The sequence below is a fragment of the Proteiniclasticum sediminis genome (assembly GCF_018128025.1).
In the GTDB taxonomy this organism is placed as follows: domain Bacteria; phylum Bacillota; class Clostridia; order Clostridiales; family Clostridiaceae; genus Proteiniclasticum; species Proteiniclasticum sediminis.
The window spans coordinates 30,332-46,877 of record NZ_JAGSCS010000016.1; the positions used below are offsets into that span (position 1 = coordinate 30,332).

Genomic DNA, 16,546 nt, shown 5'->3' on the forward strand with positions numbered 1-16,546 from the left:
TCCTTTGTATATTCAGATTCGTTTTTTATTATACCATAGCTTGGTTAGTAGACACCTTCCCGGTAGCCGATTTTCGCATGGCAGCAGCGGGAAACCTTCATCCTGAGAATCTTCTCCACGGCATCGATTTTTCGCCGCACCGCCACCTTGCCGCCGCACTGGCTGCACACCAGGATATAGCCTTTTTTCTTCACCGGCGGAATCAGCTCTTTGAAATAGGTGTGGTCCGGGATGCCCAGCATGACGCAGGTGCTTTTAAAGACCTCATCATGCATATGGTTCTCCTGATCCCGAACATTGGCATAAAAATGCGCATATTCATGAATAATCACATTCCGCACCACGGACTCGGCGTAGATTCCCGATAGCAGCACTTCCGCAAAGCGAAAGGCGTGGGGGGTAATCATCCCGCTCTTTTCCCGAAACAGGAAGGAGCCCATGGTTTTTTCCATTTTGCTGCTGATCTCCACGGGCACATGGCTGCAGTCGAGACCCGCCCGTTTACCCGTATCCACCAGAAGCTGGCGCACATCCTCCTGGGTCCAGATTTTCCCCATGGTCCGCCTCCTTTACTTGATCTTGTAGATGAGCTCCAGGGCTTCCTCAATCTTTTCCCGCTGCACAGCTTCCTCTTCGCCGGCAATGCAGCTGAGAAGATTTTCCGACACGAGGATATTGAGAATCTTGTCCACGCCGGCTTTCACCGCGGAGAGCTGCACCACCACATCCTTGCAGGCCCGATCTTCCTCGATCATCCGGGTGATCCCGCGGATCTGCCCTTCGATGCGGTTCAGCCGATTGATAACTTTCTTGTTTTCCATGCCTTGTTCTCCTCTTCCTTTTTCCTGTTCATTACCCCCATTATACCAGAATATGCCAAGGAGGAGCACCCGCAAAGGTGCTCCTCCTTTCTTCAGGATTTGCTTTTAAATAGAAGCTTCAGGGCTTCATCCAGACTGACACTAGGATCCTGGGCCTCCTGGTCCTGGACACAGCTTAAAAGATTTTCCGTCACCATGAGGTGGATCACCTTGTCCATGGCGGCGCGCACCGCCATGAGCTGGGTCACCACATCGGGACAGGCCCGGTCCTCTTCCACCATTTTCCCGATGCCCCGGAGCTGCCCTTCCATCCGGCTGAGCCGGTTGAGGTAGGCTTTTTTATCGGCCATACTCCATCTCTCCTCGATAAGCGGACATGCCTCCCATGACGTTGACCACGCGGAAGCCCTGCTGACCCAGGAATTTAGAGGCCATGGCCGAACGGCTTCCGGAGAAGCACAGGATATGGTACTCCGTATTCTTGTCCAGCAGGTGAAGATTCTCCGGAATGGTGCCCAAGGCGATATGCACAGCGCCAGGCACATGACCTGACTCAAACTCGTCATCTTCACGGACATCCACCACGTTGAGGCTGCCCTGTCTCAATTTTTGCTCAAACTCTGCCATCATGATTGAATTATACATCGTATCGAATCTCCTCTTTCTTTGCTCTGCTGTAAATATTAAAGGCACCGTCCAGGTTCACCGCCTGGTACCCGTGCTGCTTGAGAATCCGTTCGGCCATGTAGCTTCGCTGACCGCTCTGGCAGCTGACCACCACATTTTTCCCGGCGGGAATTTCATGTAAGCGCTCCCGTAGGTCATTCAGGGGGATGTTGACAAACCCGTCGATCCGTCCCCGGGCCACTTCGCCCGGCTCCCGGACGTCCAGAAGGAACCAGCCTTCCTCACGCTTCTCCTCCAGCTCGTACCACTGGATATTGTCGCTGAACCCTTCCAGGATGTTGGTGGCGGCATAGCCCACCATGTTCACCGGATCCTTGGCGGAGCCAAAGGGCGGCGCATAGGTGAATTCCAGCTCCATGAGGTCCTCCACCCGAAGATCGCCCTTTATGGCTGTGGCCAAGATGTCGATGCGCTTGTCCACCCCGTCAGCCCCCACGGCCTGGGCACCATAAATGCGGCCGTCCACAGGACTGAAGAGCATCTTCAGGAAGATGGAGGAAGCGCCGGGGAAGTACCCCGCATGGCTGTTGGCCGTGATGTGCACGGCCTTGAAGGGAAGCTTCGCGGCCTGGAGCTGACGCTCGTTAAGCCCCACGGATGCGGCGGCTTTCCCGAAGACTCGGACAATGGCCGTACCGATGCTGCCCTTGTTCTTGCGGGCCACGCCACTTAAGATATCCGCCACCTGGCGTCCCTGGCGGTTGGCGGGGCTGGCCAGGGCGATCATGGCATTGTCCTCGAGAATCGTATTCTTCACGATGATGGCATCACCCACGGCATAGATATCTTTCACACTGGTCTCGTAGTTCTCATCCACGAGAATTCCGCCCCGCATGCCCAGCTCTACGCCAGCGCTTTGGGCCAGGGTGTTTTCGGGCAGGACGCCCACGGACAAGATGGTGAGTTCACTTTCCAGACGCTCGCCATTTTTCAGCTCCACCTGGCGTCCCTCTTCATGGAAAGCGCTGGCCGCCGTGCCGGTGATGACCCGGATGCCGTTGGCGGTAAGCTCTTCTTCCACGAAGGCCGCCATTTCGGGATCAAAGGGCGGAAGTACCTGGGGAGCCATTTCCACCACGGTGACGTCCAGTCCTCGATGCTTCAGGCTTTCGGCCATTTCCAGACCGATGAAGCCAGCGCCAATGACCACAGCCTTTTTCGGGGATTTCTCCTCCAGGAAAGCCGTAATGGCATCCACATCGGGGACATTGCGCAGGGTGAAAAGATTCTTTGCCTCTGCCAGGCCCGGGGTGGGCGGAATAAAGGGCTTAGCGCCCGGAGAGAGAATCAGCTTGTCATAGGTTTCCCGGTACTCTCCCTGGGGTCCCCGGACCAGGACTTCCTTTTTGGCGCCGTCCACGGAAAGGACTTCCGTTTCGGGACGGACATCCAGGCCAAAACGGGCCCGGAGGCTTTCGGGGGTTTGGACCAGAAGGTTCTGGCGCTTTCGGATCTCCCCGGAAATGTAGTAAGGCAGACCGCAGTTGGCAAAGGACACGTAGGGTCCCTTTTCAAAGATGATGATCTCTGCCTCTTCCTGAAGTCTTCGTAATCTTGTGGCTGCAGACATGCCGCCGGCGACTCCGCCGACAATGACAATTTTCATTTACTTCACCGCTCCTCTCCACTGGTTCATGCCCCCATTGACGTTGATGGCTTCCACGCCCATTTTCGTGAGCTGCTTGGTAGCGGAGGAACTGCGCATGCCGGACTGACAGATAACGTAAACCGGTCCCTGGCCAGTGAAGGTTCCTACTTTCGCCAGCGGCAGATTCTTGGCGCCAGGGATATGGCCATTCTTAAACTCATAGGGTTCACGGACATCCAGGATCTGCGGCTTTTCGCTCAGCATCCCCTGAAGCTCGGTGGTGGAAACAGATTTCATTCGATTAAAAAACATAATATTTACCCCTTTTATTCACAAAATTGCGGAGGAGGATCATACCCCCTCCTGGTATACTTGAATCATACCATAGGGGGGTATCCTTGTAAATAGACTTTGTAAAAAAAGAACTGGCTTCTTCAAGCCAGCTCCGGTTTAGTCGGGTAGTTTATGCTCCAAATGGCGATAGGCGGGAATTCGGGTGATGACCTTCCGGGCAAAGGAACAAAGGGGAAGTATTTTCCGGTTCTCTTCCTCCGCCACATTGACCACCTGCTTCACCAGGCCATTGCCGATGAACTGGCCGCTGTAGGCCGGATCCACTTCGGTGCGGGTGATGACGAGGAGGTCTTCTCCTTCCCGGTGAAATTCGATGAACCCCACCGAAAGACTGCCTTTGCAGGCCAAGATCTTCAGTCCGCTTTCCTCTTTCTGGTAGCGGGTTTCTTCCGGATGGGGCTGGGGGAAAATTTCCTCACTGTCTTTCATCCTGTATTTCAGGGCCTTGGAGGGGCACTGGGCGATGAGACGCTGCACTTCTTCCTGGGGTCCCAGATCGGGGAGGATCCAGGGTTTTCGCCTGAGGTTAAATACCTCCCGGTCGCCCCGGATGCAGATGCCCGCATGCTCGCAAAGGGCCAGGCTGAAATAGATGTCCATCTCCTCACCTCGATATTTCTTGTATCCCTGCTCCATCAGTTCCTTCTCATTCATGGACCGAATCTCCTTTTCCTCGTGCCGTTTTGGGGTGCTGCCTCCCCACATCTATCTCCTATTATACCTCAGCGGGAGGGGATTTTCCCGCTGAGGCAGAAGTTAAGAAAATTTAACCTTTCTCTTTAGGGGATGAGCCGCTGAGTGTCCCGGGGAAAGAGGGTGGCCCGGCGCACATTGTCCTGCTGAAGAAGCCGGCTGGTGAGGCGCTCCATGCCCAAGCCTAACCCGCCATGGGGCGGCATGCCGTGTTTATGGATCATCAGGTAGCTCTCAAAGTCTTCCATCGTCATTCCCCGCCGGTTCATCTTGGCCACCTGTTCCCCATACTCATGGATCCGCTGGCCCCCGGTGGTGATCTCCACCCCGCGGAACAGGAGGTCGAAACTCAAGGTTTCCTCGGGATTTTGAGGGTCCTCCATGGCGTAGAAGGGACGCTTCGTCGTGGGATAATGGGTGACAAAGACAAACTCGCTGCCGATTTCTTCGTAAATCAGGGCGCAGAGCCGTTTTTCCTCTTCCGGTTCCAGATCCGGGGAAAACTCTGCCCCTGCCTCCTCGCCCCAAAGGAGGGCCTTGGCCTCGGAAAATTTCAGCGCTGGGATGGCCTCCACCGAGGGGAGCGTTACCCCCAGTAACCTTAGCTCCTCCTGGGCATTTTCTTCCAGATGGGCCATGAGGTGACGCATCATCCGGGTCTCCACCTCCATGATTTCCTGGAAGGAAGCGATATAGCCCATCTCCAGGTCCACGCTGGTGTACTCGTTGAGATGCCGGGATGTGTCATGCTTTTCCGCCCGGAACACGGGGCCGATTTCGAAAACCCGTTCGAAGACCCCCACCATCATCTGCTTGTAGAACTGGGGACTCTGGGCTAAGAAGGCCTCCTTTCCGAAATAGGGCAGGGCGAAAATATTGGCCCCCCCTTCCGCTCCCGCATAGACGATTTTCGGGGTATGGATTTCCGTGAAGCCCTCCTGGTGGAAAAATTCCCGGAAGCTCCGGGTCATCTCCGCCTGGATCTTAAAGACCGCCCGCTCCTTTTCGTGGCGAAGGGTCAGGGGACGATAATTTAGGGCTGTCTCCAGGTTCACGTCCAGATTTTTCTGGTTCAGCACTACGGGGGATAGGGCCTTGGGCCGGGAGAGAATCTCTACAGCCAGGATCCGCAGGTCGAAGCCGGTCTTGGATCGCTCTTCGGGCACCACTTCTACAGTGAAGTTCCCGCAGAGCTCCTCCTCCAGTTCCTCCAGGGGAAAGGGCGTGTATTCGGGGCTCAGGATCCCCTGAACAATGCCCTTCCGCTGACGAATCAGCACAAAGGCAAATCCCGTCATGCGCCGAATCTTATGGACGCTGCCGCGGATCTTCACGATCTCCCCGAGATGTTCCCCCAAGGTTTTGGCTTCCAGAAACCCTTCGGGGGTTTCTCCGTTGATCCAGTTCAGTTTAATCATCATGTTCTTTTCCTCCTCCATTTCGTTTTCATCATCGCCATCCTCGGAAGAATCCTTGAGGACACTGTCCTTCTGTCCCATGCCATCACCCCCTTTCTCTGCTCTATAAAGATAAAAAACCCCATGGGCAATTAATAAAATCACCCATGGGGTCCGCTGAGGAAACCGTCACAGGTACAGCACAAAGAGCGCTTGTACCTATGTCATCATAGCTACAAGCGCCGGGGATCGTCATCCATTTTGGGGAAGATCCTGTACAGCATGGCGGGTCACCTCAACTCTAAATTTTATTCAGTGTAGCACCGAAAGCATCGGGGCGTCAACCCCAAACCCGTTGCCTTCAGGGGATTTTCTTCTCTTTTCTTCGCTACAGGGCAATGATCTTCTCAGCATACCACTGGGCGAGCCGAAGATCCGCCACGGTGAGAAGAAGCTCTTCCCTTCCGTTCACCCATGCCTTCACGTCATATTTCCGAATCCTTTCGTCATACTCTAGGTGGACATACCGGTACACCGGCCGCCTTTTGGACGACTCCTTCGTATTTTCTCGCGCCAGCTTCACCAGCAGAAGTTCGATCCCGTCCATGGCTTCCCCTCCTCTTTTCCTTATCATAGCCCTACGCCTGGAATAATTCCACCCTGGAAAAAGAAATGGCGCCCAATGGGTAATCCTGGTTTTACCTTCGAGATTACTCTTCAAAAATTAACATTTCTGGGGTATAATTCCCCATGACGGAAACACATCAGTTTGAAAAATGGAGAGAACATGAAACGTAAATTTATATTTTTTGATATTGACGGCACTTTAGCCGTGGGCACCCCAGGACGGCAGTACATTCCCGAGTCCACTACCCTGGCCCTGAAAAAGCTTCGGGAAGCCGGACACTTTGTGGCCATCGCCACGGGACGAAGCCAGGCCATGGCCCGGAAGGTCATGGAGGAGCTGGGCTTTGACCATATGGTCAGCGATGGGGGCTACGGCATCACCATCGATCGAAAACTCGTCCACCTGGAGCCTTTGAACTACGAACTGGCGGTAAAGCTCATTGAGGAGTGCCGCGCAAAGGACATCCTCTGGGCCTTCTCCCCGGAGAATGTTCCCTTCCGTCTGGCACCGGATAACCGATTCCGGGATATCACCGCCGACGAGTACATGGAGACCCGGGTCATGGAGAACCTGAACCCCCGGGACTACGAGAAAATCTACAAGGTCTATGTGGCAGTACCCTCCCCGGAGGAGGAGCACCTGGAAACCCTTCGTGAGCTTCCCTGGTGCCGCTTCCACGATACCTACATCTTTGTGGAGCCCGCTGACAAATCCGTGGGCATCAAAAGAATCGTGGACCACTTCCAGGGAAGCTACAGCGATGTGGTGGTCTTTGGCGATGAAAAGAACGACCTGTCCATGTTCCTGCCCGAATGGACCAGCATCGCCATGGGCAACGCCATCGATGCCCTGAAGGAACGGGCCACCTATGTGACCCGGGATGCCGCCGATGACGGCATTTACCATGCCTGCGAAACCTATGGCTGGTTTCTCTAGCCTTCTTTACAAGTGAACGAGAAAAGGATGACCTCTTCAAGGGGCCATCCTTTTTTTGGCGTTTCCGCCGATTTATGGAGGGGAAGAGATTAACGCTGCTGGTCGATTTTCTTGGCGAACACCTTTTGGAGATGTTTCCGCTCTTCCTTTAAGATGAGGCGGATCTCTTCCGAGGCGATGCTGGGATAGAGGTCCTGGAGCTCCAGGACATAGAAGATGGCATCCCGTTCCATTTTTTCCGCCAGGTCATAGAGATCCATCCTGGCGAGGAGACTGTCCATCTCCTCTTCGCCATCCCGGTTTCGGCTGAAGAGATTAGTGCGGATGAGGAGGTGCACATAGCCTTCGTCCCCTTCTTCCACATCCTCCAAGAGGGTGCCCCGGAATTTGCTACGGATGGCTTCATAAATCTTGGCATGGCGGTCCTCATCGGCGGCCAGCTCTTCAAAGAAAGTCTGGTCAGCGGAATTATCCAGCCGCTTTACGATATGCCGGTAGAGGGCCGCGGATTTTTCCTCATTGAGGATAATAGTGTCCAAAAGACGCAGGGCGTCGGTTCCTAAAGTCATGGAATTCACTCCTTACACGATATTTTCATGTTCCCGATAGTCCCGCCAGACATTTTCAAAGAATTCCTCCTCCACCGGCAAAGGCTCCCGCCTGCGCCAGGTGACCTGAAGTTTTCCCTGTACAGTCTGGATTTCCTGAATCTCCTCATCCCGGGTGCCCGGATCCAGATGGAACCGGAAAAGATTCTCCAGGGCGTCCAGCGGTTTTTCCCCGTCTTCGGCGAAGTAGAGACTGGATCCCCGGCTTTTTCCGCCCTGGTCGGCATAGTCCGTCATGGCGGTGAGGTAGAAGAGCTGGGAAAGATACACATCATAGAGCCGATAGAGCTCCGGCAGTTCCTTTTCCGAGGCGATGCTCACCTGGCTTCTGAAATTCTGAAGCGTTTGGGTTAGTTCCTCCAGGTAGCTTCGGATTTTTTGGCTGTCCCGAATGGGCGCTCCCACGGCGGACATTCTTTCCTGGGCTGCCGTCAGCAGGTCCTTCACATTGGAAACCTCCCCGGTGCATTCGTCCATCATGTCCATGCGCTGAAGAATCCGGTCGAAGGCGTCGCCCAGGTATTCCTGAACGCTTACTAAAGGGCAGCTTTTCTGGGCCCGATGGGCGGATATGTATTTTGCCGCCCGAAGGGAGCCCACCTGTCCGGCATTTAAGGCGCTGCCGCCGGGACGGTAGATCCCATGGCTTCCCGCCACTTCGCCAGCGGCGAAGAAGCCCTCCAGGTTTGTCTGCCACCACTCATTCATGGCTAGGCCACCATTATTGTGCTGGGCAGACAAGGCAATTTCCAGAGGCCGGACCTTGAGATCCACCCCCCGGTCCAGGTAGAACTGGTACGCCGGAGGATTCATCTGCAAAAGGCGCTCCAGGGGCGTGCCAAAGGCAGCGCCGGCTTTTTTCAGGTAATCCCGGGCTTCGGGATGGAGCTTTTCAAAATCCAGCTCCTCGGTAAAAGGGTTTTCGCGGTAGTCCAGGAAAACCCGCCGTCCCTTGAGCTTAGTCTCCGTGTAGACCAGAAGATCGATGAGGGAGGATCCTCCCTGGGCCTTGCGGATGTCGAAGGGCCACTGGTAGCCTTTCAGGAACACCTGGCTGAGGGCCTCATATTGGTCCTGAAAATAGTCCAGGAGAAACTCCCGTCCATTTTCCCCCTCCTTGTCGGTGGAGATAAGCCGTGGCAGCACCTGCATGTAGGTGCCGGAGACATTCCACCGGGGCCGAAGGGAAGCCAGGCCATACTGCCACTCCGTGAGGTTTCGGCCCTTGACCCCGGCCTCCAGGGCGATGCCGGACATGCCGTAATGGCCGTGGGGATAGACAGAGTCCTTGTAGATGTTGGCAGGTCCTCCTGTGGCGTAGACGATGCTGTGGCTGAGATAAAGCTTCAGCATCCGCTGCGGATCGCCTTCGGCGGTGTCCAGAACCAGTACGCCTTTATAAGTATCCTTGTCCGCCAGGATGGCCACCACCAGGTGATGGTCGCGGATCTGAAGGCCAAGACTCAGCGCCTTTTCCTCCAGACGCTCCGTCATCTTCCGGGAAGTGAGGGGGCCCACGGAGGTTCCCCGCTCCCGGGGATCATGATCGGTCTTGTAGCCGATGAATCCCCCATAGCGGTTCCGGGGAAAGGGTACGCCCAGCTCCACCAGATTCAGGAAACACTGGACCGAGGAGGCCGCCTCTGCCAAGGCGATGGGGCCATCCACCGCCATGCCGGCGTAGAGGGTTTTTCCCATTTCCAGCACCGAGTCTGGTTCTTTGCCGGAGAGGGTGAGCTTATAGTAGGTCTGCTTGTCGGAACCGGTGTTTCGGGAAGTTCCCGCCCGCCGGTTTTCCGTGAGCAGCACCACATCCTTCTCCCCATACTCCAGGAGGCGGTTGGCGGCATTATAGCCTGCGCAGCCGCTGCCCACCACGAGAGTGCTGTGCCAGTTAACCGGAATTTCCCGGTCCTTGATTCGGATGACCTGTTCCATGGATTTCCTCCTTAGAGCCGCTGTATGGTCATGCCTCCATCCACGTGGATGACTTGACCGGTGGTGTAGCTAAGACTTCCGGAAGCTAGGACGGAAACGGCACGGCCGATGTCCTCCGGGGTGCCCCAGCGCCGGATGGGCGTAAGCCCAGAGGCGATGAGACGGTCATATTTTTCTGTGACGGTGCTCGTCATGTCGCTCCTGATGATGCCCGGACGGATCTCATAGACTAGGACCCCTTCGTCGGCCAGCCGGTCAGCGAAGAGCGTCGTCATCATGGACACACCGGCTTTGGAAATGCAGTACTCGGCTCGATTCACCGAAGACACGGTGGCGGAGACGGAGCTCATGTTGATGAGGATACCCCGTCTTCCCTCCCGGGGCTCCTGGGCTACCATGGCCCGGGCCACCCGCTGACTGAGGAAGAAGGTTCCCTTGGTGTTTACCGCATAAAGGGCGTCAAAGTTCTCCTCCGTGACCTCCAGGATATCGCTGCGCTTCACCGGCGCCATGCCGGCGTTGTTCACGAGAAGATCAATGCGGCCGTATTTTTCCAGAACCTTATCCACCAGTTTCTCCCGGTCCGCCTCAAGGCTGAGGTTTCCCTCCACATAGAGAAGCTCTGGCTTCACTTCCTGCAAAAAGGCCTGAAACTCCTGGTAGGTATCCGGGGGACGGGTACCCAGGACAACCAGGGCGTAGCCTTCCTTGGCCAGTTCTTTCACAATCCCCAGTCCGATGCCCCGGGTTCCCCCGGTGACGATGGCGACTTTCTTCATGCTCTTCCCTCCTTAGCTGCGGCGCGGGCTTTGGCACGCTCCCGGGCCTCGGTGTATTTGGGCACATAAATAGCGGAGTCCTTGATGACGCAGCCAGTCTGGCCGTAATCCCGCATGATTTGGGTGCACTTGCTGCAGGCGATGCAGCAGGCCTTGGGATCCATGGCACCCTTCAGGAGAATATCCCGGGGGGCGTCCGGATAGGCAAAGGAGCTTCTGCCCATGCCCACCATATGGATGCGGCCTTCCTTCAGGTTGTAGGCCCCTGCATAGGGAGCGTACTGACGCAGCCAGGAATAGCCGTTGCCGATGACCACAGCCTTCTTCACCCGGTGATGAATCTTCTCCGAGAAGCGGAAGAGGCGGTCTATGCTGACCAAGGGGTGCTCATCGGGCACAGATCCACCCAGTGTAGGCATGTCGAAGGGACGGGTTACTTCCGGATGACTGAAGTAGGGATTGCCTGCAGAGTTGGACAAAAGGTTGACTCCGGCTTCTTCCATGAGCTCCACCAGTTTCAGGGGCTCCGTCTCATCGAAGACCCAGGCATCCTTTTTGTCCACGCCGAAACCGTAGGGATAGGGATGGGCATCAAAGACGTTGAAGCGGGAGGCGATGATATAGTCTTCCCCCACAGCTTTGCGGATCTCCCGGATAGTGTCCAGGAGGAACCGGCTGCGGTTCTCAAAACTGCCGCCATACTTTCCTCCCCGGGTATGGGAAGCCAGAAGCTCCGACACCAGGTAGCGGTGGCAGGCCTTGACATCCACACCGTCGAAGCCCACTTCCTTAGCCAGACGGGCAGCTCGGACATAGTAAGTCTTCAGGTTGTCCAGGTACTCATCCGTGACCACGGGATAGGTCTCATCGATGCCCACCCGGGGATCCAGGTAAGGATCGTGCTGGGCGATCATGGGCGCCGGTTCCTCCACCGGGCGGGAGTACCGTCCCGAATGGGTGAGCTGAAGAATGCTCAAGGGGCGGTAGCCGTTTCTTGCCACGGCCTTCTCGTTGAGCTCTGCCAGAAGTGCCCGGAAGGCTTCCTTGTTGTCCGGTGTGAGCATCATCTGCCCGGGGTTCGCCCTTCCTTCAGGGACCACGGCATTGGCTTCGAACCAGACGAGGCCAGCTCCGCCTACATAGAATCGGTGATAGCGGCGTTTTACCAGATCCGAGGGGCTGCCGTCGGGGAGGCTGTCACAGCCTTCCATGGGCAGCACCGCCAGGGCATTGGGGGAAGCCTTATGGTGAATCTGCACCGGTTTTTTGAAGATGTCCAGGTCCTCGCAAAGGCCCAGTGGAATCTCCAGTTCTTTTATCTTCTCCTTCAGCTCCTCCAGGGAACGGAAGTTGAATTTCTCAAATGTACTCATTGCTTATGTCTCCTCTTCTTACTTCTTTTCACCCAGATAAGCCGATACAATGTCGCTTCTGGACATGAGTTCTTCCGCCGTTCCCTGCATTCGCACCTGTCCGTTCTCGATGACATAGGCATAGTCGCAGAGGCTTAGGGCCTTGGTGGCATTCTGCTCCACCAGGAGAATCGTGTAACCCATATCCCGGATCGCCCGGATAAAGTCAAACATCTGGTTGATGATGATGGGGGCGAGGCCTAAGGATGGCTCATCCAGGAGCAAAAGCTTGGGCTGGGACATGAGTCCCCGGGCCAGGGCCAGCATCTGCTGCTCGCCGCCGGAGAGGGTTCCCGCCTGCTGATGCTTTCGCTCCAGAAGGACCGGGAAGAGCTTGTACATCTCTTCTTCCGTGCCCTTGGTGCTGGCTTTGGGTTTCGTAATGCCGCCCATGATGAGGTTCTCCTCCACCGTGAGCCCGGCGAAGATCTTTCGTCCTTCCGGCACCTGGGTAATTCCCGTGTGCACCACTTTATGGACATCCTTGGGCAGGGTGTTCCCTTCAAAGAGAATCTCCCCCCTGTTCTTTTTCACCCGTCCGCTGATGGCGTCCAACAGGGTGGATTTTCCCGCCCCATTGGCCCCGATGATGCTGACGATTTTTCCTTTTTCCACATCCAGGCTGAGGCCGTTCAAGGCCTTGATCTTGCCATAGGAGACATGGAGGTCTCTGATTTCCAAGAGCATATTAGTATCCCTCCCCGATGTAGGCTTTGGTCACGTCATCGTTATTCTGGATCTCTTCCGGGGTGCCCTCGGCCAGGAGCTTTCCGAAATTCAGCACATAGATCTTCTCCGAAAGATCCATGATGAGTTCCATTCGGTGATCGATGATGACGATGGAGATATCCAGAGTCCGGTGGATCTTCTCGATGAGCTTGATGAGATCCTGCACCTCCACGGTGTTGAGTCCCGCCGCCGGTTCGTCCAAAAGAAGAACCTTGGGGTAGGTGGCCAGGGCCCGGGCGATTTCCAGCTTACGCTGATGACCGTAGGGCAGGTTGAAAGGATCTTCGTCCTTCACTGCACTGAGGCCCACCAGGTCCAGGTAGTACTCGGACAGCTGCTGATTTTCCTTGTCCATGCGCCTTTTCTTGGGGGTGGCCAGAAGACTGTCCAAGAGATTATAGCGGATCATGGGGTCGTGGGCGGTCATAACATTCTCCAGCACGGTCAGGCCCTTGAAGAGCCGGATGTTCTGGAAGGTTCGGGCAATGCCTGCCCGGGTGATGAGGTGCTGGGGACGGTTGGTGATGTTCTCGCCCAGGAAGGTGACACTGCCCTGGTCCACGGGATAGATGCCGGAGATGAGATTGAATACGGTGGTTTTCCCGGCGCCGTTGGGTCCGATGATGCTGACAATCTGCTGGTGGCCCACTTCGATGGAAATATCCTGGACAGCCTTGACGCCGCCGAAGGATTTGGCAATATTTTTGATGACGAGTCTATTGTCCATGGTCGGCCTCCTTAATCAGTTTCGAGCCCTTGCGCACCCGGTACAGTTTTTTCACGTCCCGGGCCATGGTTTTGAGGTTGAGCTCATAATGGCCAAAGAGCCCCTCCGGACGGAAGTTGATGATGAACAGCACAATGACGGAGTAAATAATGATGCGAAGCTCTGCGGCGGAGCGGAGCACCTCGGGAAGGATTCCCAGGAAGACCCCCGAGAAAATGGAGCCCGTAAGGCTGTTCATGCCGCCGAAGACCACCATGATGATCCACTCTGCAGACGTGTTCCACTTAAAGATCGTAGGGTCCACATAGGTGGTGTTGAAGGCATAGAGAACGCCGGCATAGGCGGTGATGGCGCTGGCGAGAACAAAGGCCGTGATCTTTAGCCGGTTCACGTCAATGCCCATGGCCCGGGCTGCCAGCTCGTCTTCCTTCATGGCCAGACACTGCCGTCCGAAACGGGACTTCTTCAGGTTCCACACGAGGAAGGCGATAACGACTACCGATACGAGAACCAGAGGCAGCGTGGTTTTGCGGGGAATGCCGCTTAGCCCCATGGCCCCGCCGGTGGCGGTCATGTTATTGAGAATGGCGATGATGGCTTCGCCGAAGGCGAAGGTCACCAGGGCCACATAGTCTTTGCGAAGACGGGTGGTGGGGTATCCCACCAGAAATCCCACTACCGCTCCCACCACGATGGCGATGAGGGCCGCTAAGGGGAAGGGCAGATCATACTGCACCGCCAGGATTCCCGACACATAGGCGCCCACCGCCATGAAGGAGGCCTGTCCCAGGGAAAAGAGCCCGGTCATGCCGGTGATGATGTAAATAGAAAGAACTCCAATGAGGGTGATGCTGATGCCGATGACAATGGATGTAAAAAATCCCATATTCTCCTCCTATACCTTTTCTTTCGTAATGGTTCCTGCAATGCCCTGGGGGCGAATCAGCAGGAAGATGATCATGATGAGGAAGGTGACCACCGGGGAAAAGCTGGACCCGATGAAATCAATGTTGATGAGGATGACTTCCAGCATGCCCAGGATAAAGGCTCCCATGACCGCGCCGGAGATATTGCCCAGGCCCCCGATGATGGAGGAGATGAACCCCTTGGTGATCATGCCGCCCAGCTGGGGATAGAGGGTGTAGTTGATGCCCAGGAACATGCCGCTGATACCGCCCATGAAGCCCGAAACAAAGAATGTGGCCAGCACGATACGAGTGACATTGATTCCCATGAGGCTGGTGGTTCGCGAATCCGTGGACAGGGCCCGGATGGCGACGCCGATGCGGGTCTTCTTCAGCACATACTGGAGCAGGGCGAGCACCACAACGGAAATGGCCAACATGAGCAGGTCCGTGGTGACAAACATGAAGCCCCCCACCTTGAAGGACGTAGTTTTAAAGAAGGTGGGGTAAGAATAATAGGAGGTGGAGAAGAGCACCGTGATGAGGTTCTCCAGCAGGATGGACATGGTGATGGAGGAGACGAAGTAGAGCATGGGGTTGACGTTGTTCTTTCTCAGCCGGCGAAAGGCGATGAATTCCACCAGCATGGCCAGGCATCCGCCGATGAGGGCCGTGAGAAGCAGGGTCGTCCAGAAGTTCGTTCCCAGCTTGGAGGCGACGAAGTATCCAATATACGCCGTAGTCACCAGGATTCCGCCGTGGGAGAAGTTGGAAAACTTCAGGATGTTAAAGATCAGAGCATAACCCACCGCGATGATGGCATAAACTCCACCCAGGGAAAGCCCGTTGATTATCATTTGAACACTCATAGTCATTTCTCCTTATAGAATGAATGGTACGATGTCACCACCGTACCATCCGACTCATTTGTTATTTCAATACTTCGGGGACATAGGGTCCGATTTTTTCATTGGTGCCCTTGTTGATCTTGTACATGACCATGGAGAGGCCGATGGGCTGATGGCTCTTTGTGGAGAAGCCGATCTTGCCGGGCAGAGCGTCGAAGGACTCGATCTTTTCCAGGCCGTTCTTGATGCCTTCACCGGTGATGGCATCGGCATTCTTGATGGCTTCTGCGATGAGACGGATAGCATCATAGCCCAGGTATACCTTGACAGAGATATCGTCCACCGTCTTGGCATCTTCGTAAGTGTCAATGTAGAGCTGGTTCAGCTTCTGAAGCTTGGGATCATCAAAGGCTACATTCAGCGCAAAGTATACGTTGTTGACAATCTCAGGATTGGGCAGGGTGGTGAGGAAAGGTGGTGCAAATTCCAGGCCACCCATGGTGACGATGTCCTGATCCATGCCCAGCTGATTCATCTGGGTGCAGTACAGGGTGTTGTCCTTGGGGTAGTTGGGGGCGAAGATGGCCTGAGCTCCGGATTCCTTGATCTTGTTCAGCTGGACCTTGAAGTCCACGTCGCCAGACTTGAAGACCTGCTCTGTGACGATTTCACCGCCGTTGGCTTCCACATAGGCTTTGAATGCGCCCACCTGGGATACGCCGAAGGCATTGGTCTTATCGTAGAAGAGGGCTACCTTGGTCAGCTTCAGCTCATCGATGAGGTAGGAAGCCTGGATGATTCCGGACTGCTCATTGGTGGGCTGTACGAGGAACATATAGTCATTGGGCGTCTTGTCTTCCTTCTGGGTAACACGGCTGTCGATGAAGGCGCCGACCACCGGCACTTTCTTCTCCTTGGCGGTGTCGATGAGGGCAAGACCGATGTTGCTGATGGGGGGTCCCACCACGGCAACCGCCTTATCCTGGTCCGTGAGACGGGTGTAAGCATTCAGCGCTTCCTGGGGTTTCCCCTGGGTGTCGTAGCTGATGTACTTGATCTTCTTGCCGTTGATTCCGCCGGCTGCATTGATTTCATCCACAGCCAGTTTGGCCCCCCGGTCCATGGCTACGCCGGATACGGAGGATCCGCCGCTTAAGTCCTGAATGGCTCCGATGATGATCTCTTCTCCTCCGGTGGTTCCTGGAGTCTGGGGATCAGCTTTCTTTCCACAGCCGACCATGGATAATACCAGTGTGGCTGACAGAACGGTCATCCAAATTTTTTTCATTTTACACGCCCCTTTTTTTGTTATCCTTTACAACACTTATCCTACCATGCATTCGTTTTCGGTTTAATCTTCTTTCTTGTTATGAATTATGCTTTTTTTGCGCACTCATGATAGAAATCTAACGATATCATGGTGTGTTTGTCTGTAACCCGTTGATTTTGAGCTCTTTTCGTGTTATCTTGAAAACGTGCTCAACGCCACCTTCCCG

Annotated in this window: 19 protein-coding genes; 1 reads left to right on the forward strand and 18 read right to left on the reverse strand. The window is 55.3% G+C overall.

Features of this window, described 5'->3' with window-relative positions; all coding sequences use genetic code 11:
- Positions 1-44 precede the first annotated feature (44 nt).
- The 9 genes from KCG48_RS11280 to KCG48_RS11320 form a co-directional block, all read right to left on the reverse strand.
- Positions 45-557 carry a SprT-like domain-containing protein gene (locus tag KCG48_RS11280; protein ID WP_211802304.1) on the reverse strand — a complete coding sequence of 171 codons (513 nt, stop codon included), beginning with the start codon at positions 555-557 and terminating at the stop codon, positions 45-47.
- 12 nt (positions 558-569) lie between these two features.
- Positions 570-821, reverse strand: a complete 252-nt coding sequence (locus tag KCG48_RS11285) for a metal-sensing transcriptional repressor (RefSeq protein ID WP_211802305.1) — start codon at positions 819-821, stop codon at positions 570-572.
- 92 nt (positions 822-913) lie between these two features.
- Complete coding sequence (locus KCG48_RS11290; protein WP_211802306.1) at positions 914-1,171, reverse strand: metal-sensitive transcriptional regulator; 258 nt, start codon at positions 1,169-1,171, stop codon at positions 914-916.
- Positions 1,161-1,466: a rhodanese-like domain-containing protein gene (locus KCG48_RS11295; RefSeq protein ID WP_211802307.1), complete on the reverse strand. Its 306-nt coding sequence runs from the start codon at positions 1,464-1,466 to the stop codon at positions 1,161-1,163. Before KCG48_RS11295 ends, KCG48_RS11290 begins: the two co-directional genes overlap by 11 nt.
- Positions 1,459-3,114 (reverse strand): FAD-dependent oxidoreductase, encoded by a 1,656-nt coding sequence (locus tag KCG48_RS11300; protein ID WP_211802308.1) that lies wholly within the window; start codon positions 3,112-3,114, stop codon positions 1,459-1,461. Before KCG48_RS11300 ends, KCG48_RS11295 begins: the two co-directional genes overlap by 8 nt.
- Positions 3,115-3,408 (reverse strand): rhodanese-like domain-containing protein, encoded by a 294-nt coding sequence (locus KCG48_RS11305; RefSeq protein ID WP_230977110.1) that lies wholly within the window; start codon positions 3,406-3,408, stop codon positions 3,115-3,117. It abuts the gene before it with no gap.
- 138 nt (positions 3,409-3,546) lie between these two features.
- Complete coding sequence (locus KCG48_RS11310) at positions 3,547-4,104, reverse strand: GNAT family N-acetyltransferase (protein ID WP_211802309.1); 558 nt, start codon at positions 4,102-4,104, stop codon at positions 3,547-3,549.
- Between the two features lie 125 nt (positions 4,105-4,229).
- Positions 4,230-5,642 carry an aspartate--tRNA(Asn) ligase gene (gene aspS / locus KCG48_RS11315; protein ID WP_408004722.1) on the reverse strand — a complete coding sequence of 471 codons (1,413 nt, stop codon included), beginning with the start codon at positions 5,640-5,642 and terminating at the stop codon, positions 4,230-4,232.
- Positions 5,643-5,928: 286 nt separating this feature from the next.
- The gene (locus KCG48_RS11320; protein WP_211802310.1) at positions 5,929-6,147 is read right to left on the reverse strand and encodes a hypothetical protein; all 219 of its coding nucleotides are present in this window, start codon (positions 6,145-6,147) and stop codon (positions 5,929-5,931) included.
- 180 nt (positions 6,148-6,327) lie between these two features.
- Between KCG48_RS11320 and KCG48_RS11325 the strand changes: the two genes are divergently transcribed.
- On the forward strand, positions 6,328-7,104 hold the full coding sequence (locus KCG48_RS11325) for an HAD-IIB family hydrolase (protein ID WP_211802311.1): 777 nt from the start codon (positions 6,328-6,330) through the stop codon (positions 7,102-7,104).
- A gap of 89 nt (positions 7,105-7,193) precedes the next feature.
- On the opposite strand, the gene KCG48_RS11330 is transcribed toward KCG48_RS11325, so the two are convergent.
- From KCG48_RS11330 to KCG48_RS11370, 9 genes are all read right to left on the reverse strand, one after another.
- The gene (locus tag KCG48_RS11330; RefSeq protein ID WP_211802312.1) at positions 7,194-7,673 is read right to left on the reverse strand and encodes a ferritin family protein; all 480 of its coding nucleotides are present in this window, start codon (positions 7,671-7,673) and stop codon (positions 7,194-7,196) included.
- Between the two features lie 12 nt (positions 7,674-7,685).
- Positions 7,686-9,650, reverse strand: coding sequence for an FAD-dependent oxidoreductase (locus KCG48_RS11335; RefSeq protein ID WP_211802313.1), 1,965 nt, complete (start codon positions 9,648-9,650; stop codon positions 7,686-7,688).
- An 11-nt stretch (positions 9,651-9,661) separates the two neighbouring features.
- Entirely contained in the window at positions 9,662-10,429 is a 768-nt protein-coding gene (locus KCG48_RS11340) for a 3-ketoacyl-ACP reductase (protein WP_211802314.1), read from the reverse strand.
- Entirely contained in the window at positions 10,426-11,802 is a 1,377-nt protein-coding gene (locus KCG48_RS11345; protein ID WP_211802315.1) for an oxidoreductase, read from the reverse strand. Before KCG48_RS11345 ends, KCG48_RS11340 begins: the two co-directional genes overlap by 4 nt.
- Positions 11,803-11,820: 18 nt before the next feature.
- The gene (locus KCG48_RS11350; RefSeq protein ID WP_211802316.1) at positions 11,821-12,528 is read right to left on the reverse strand and encodes an ABC transporter ATP-binding protein; all 708 of its coding nucleotides are present in this window, start codon (positions 12,526-12,528) and stop codon (positions 11,821-11,823) included.
- Between the two features lies 1 nt (position 12,529).
- A complete protein-coding gene (locus KCG48_RS11355; protein WP_211802317.1) occupies positions 12,530-13,297 on the reverse strand; it encodes an ABC transporter ATP-binding protein in 768 nt (255 codons plus the stop codon).
- Complete coding sequence (locus tag KCG48_RS11360) at positions 13,287-14,183, reverse strand: branched-chain amino acid ABC transporter permease (RefSeq protein ID WP_211802318.1); 897 nt, start codon at positions 14,181-14,183, stop codon at positions 13,287-13,289. The genes KCG48_RS11355 and KCG48_RS11360 overlap by 11 nt, the downstream gene beginning before the upstream one ends.
- 9 nt (positions 14,184-14,192) lie before the next feature.
- Entirely contained in the window at positions 14,193-15,071 is an 879-nt protein-coding gene (locus KCG48_RS11365; protein WP_211802319.1) for a branched-chain amino acid ABC transporter permease, read from the reverse strand.
- A 61-nt stretch (positions 15,072-15,132) separates the two neighbouring features.
- Positions 15,133-16,338 (reverse strand): ABC transporter substrate-binding protein, encoded by a 1,206-nt coding sequence (locus KCG48_RS11370; RefSeq protein ID WP_211802320.1) that lies wholly within the window; start codon positions 16,336-16,338, stop codon positions 15,133-15,135.
- Positions 16,339-16,546: the final 208 nt, after the last annotated feature.

What these genes read in the sequence shown, in the direction of transcription:
- KCG48_RS11280 (WP_211802304.1), bottom strand. Translation starts at nt 557, where the DNA reads ATGGGGAAAATCTGGACCCAGGAGGATGTGCGCCAGCTTCTGGTGGAT.
- KCG48_RS11340 (WP_211802314.1), bottom strand. Translation starts at nt 10,429, where the DNA reads ATGAAGAAAGTCGCCATCGTCACCGGGGGAACCCGGGGCATCGGACTG.
- KCG48_RS11345 (WP_211802315.1), bottom strand. Translation starts at nt 11,802, where the DNA reads ATGAGTACATTTGAGAAATTCAACTTCCGTTCCCTGGAGGAGCTGAAG.
- KCG48_RS11305 (WP_230977110.1), bottom strand. Translation starts at nt 3,408, where the DNA reads ATGTTTTTTAATCGAATGAAATCTGTTTCCACCACCGAGCTTCAGGGG.
- KCG48_RS11355 (WP_211802317.1), bottom strand. Translation starts at nt 13,297, where the DNA reads ATGGACAATAGACTCGTCATCAAAAATATTGCCAAATCCTTCGGCGGC.
- KCG48_RS11325 (WP_211802311.1), top strand. Translation starts at nt 6,328, where the DNA reads ATGAAACGTAAATTTATATTTTTTGATATTGACGGCACTTTAGCCGTG.
- KCG48_RS11300 (WP_211802308.1), bottom strand. Translation starts at nt 3,114, where the DNA reads ATGAAAATTGTCATTGTCGGCGGAGTCGCCGGCGGCATGTCTGCAGCC.
- KCG48_RS11365 (WP_211802319.1), bottom strand. Translation starts at nt 15,071, where the DNA reads ATGAGTGTTCAAATGATAATCAACGGGCTTTCCCTGGGTGGAGTTTAT.
- KCG48_RS11290 (WP_211802306.1), bottom strand. Translation starts at nt 1,171, where the DNA reads ATGGCCGATAAAAAAGCCTACCTCAACCGGCTCAGCCGGATGGAAGGG.
- KCG48_RS11295 (WP_211802307.1), bottom strand. Translation starts at nt 1,466, where the DNA reads ATGTATAATTCAATCATGATGGCAGAGTTTGAGCAAAAATTGAGACAG.
- KCG48_RS11330 (WP_211802312.1), bottom strand. Translation starts at nt 7,673, where the DNA reads ATGACTTTAGGAACCGACGCCCTGCGTCTTTTGGACACTATTATCCTC.
- KCG48_RS11310 (WP_211802309.1), bottom strand. Translation starts at nt 4,104, where the DNA reads ATGAATGAGAAGGAACTGATGGAGCAGGGATACAAGAAATATCGAGGT.
- KCG48_RS11360 (WP_211802318.1), bottom strand. Translation starts at nt 14,183, where the DNA reads ATGGGATTTTTTACATCCATTGTCATCGGCATCAGCATCACCCTCATT.
- KCG48_RS11285 (WP_211802305.1), bottom strand. Translation starts at nt 821, where the DNA reads ATGGAAAACAAGAAAGTTATCAATCGGCTGAACCGCATCGAAGGGCAG.
- KCG48_RS11320 (WP_211802310.1), bottom strand. Translation starts at nt 6,147, where the DNA reads ATGGACGGGATCGAACTTCTGCTGGTGAAGCTGGCGCGAGAAAATACG.
- KCG48_RS11350 (WP_211802316.1), bottom strand. Translation starts at nt 12,528, where the DNA reads ATGCTCTTGGAAATCAGAGACCTCCATGTCTCCTATGGCAAGATCAAG.
- aspS (WP_408004722.1), bottom strand. Translation starts at nt 5,642, where the DNA reads ATGGGACAGAAGGACAGTGTCCTCAAGGATTCTTCCGAGGATGGCGAT.
- KCG48_RS11370 (WP_211802320.1), bottom strand. Translation starts at nt 16,338, where the DNA reads ATGAAAAAAATTTGGATGACCGTTCTGTCAGCCACACTGGTATTATCC.
- KCG48_RS11335 (WP_211802313.1), bottom strand. Translation starts at nt 9,650, where the DNA reads ATGGAACAGGTCATCCGAATCAAGGACCGGGAAATTCCGGTTAACTGG.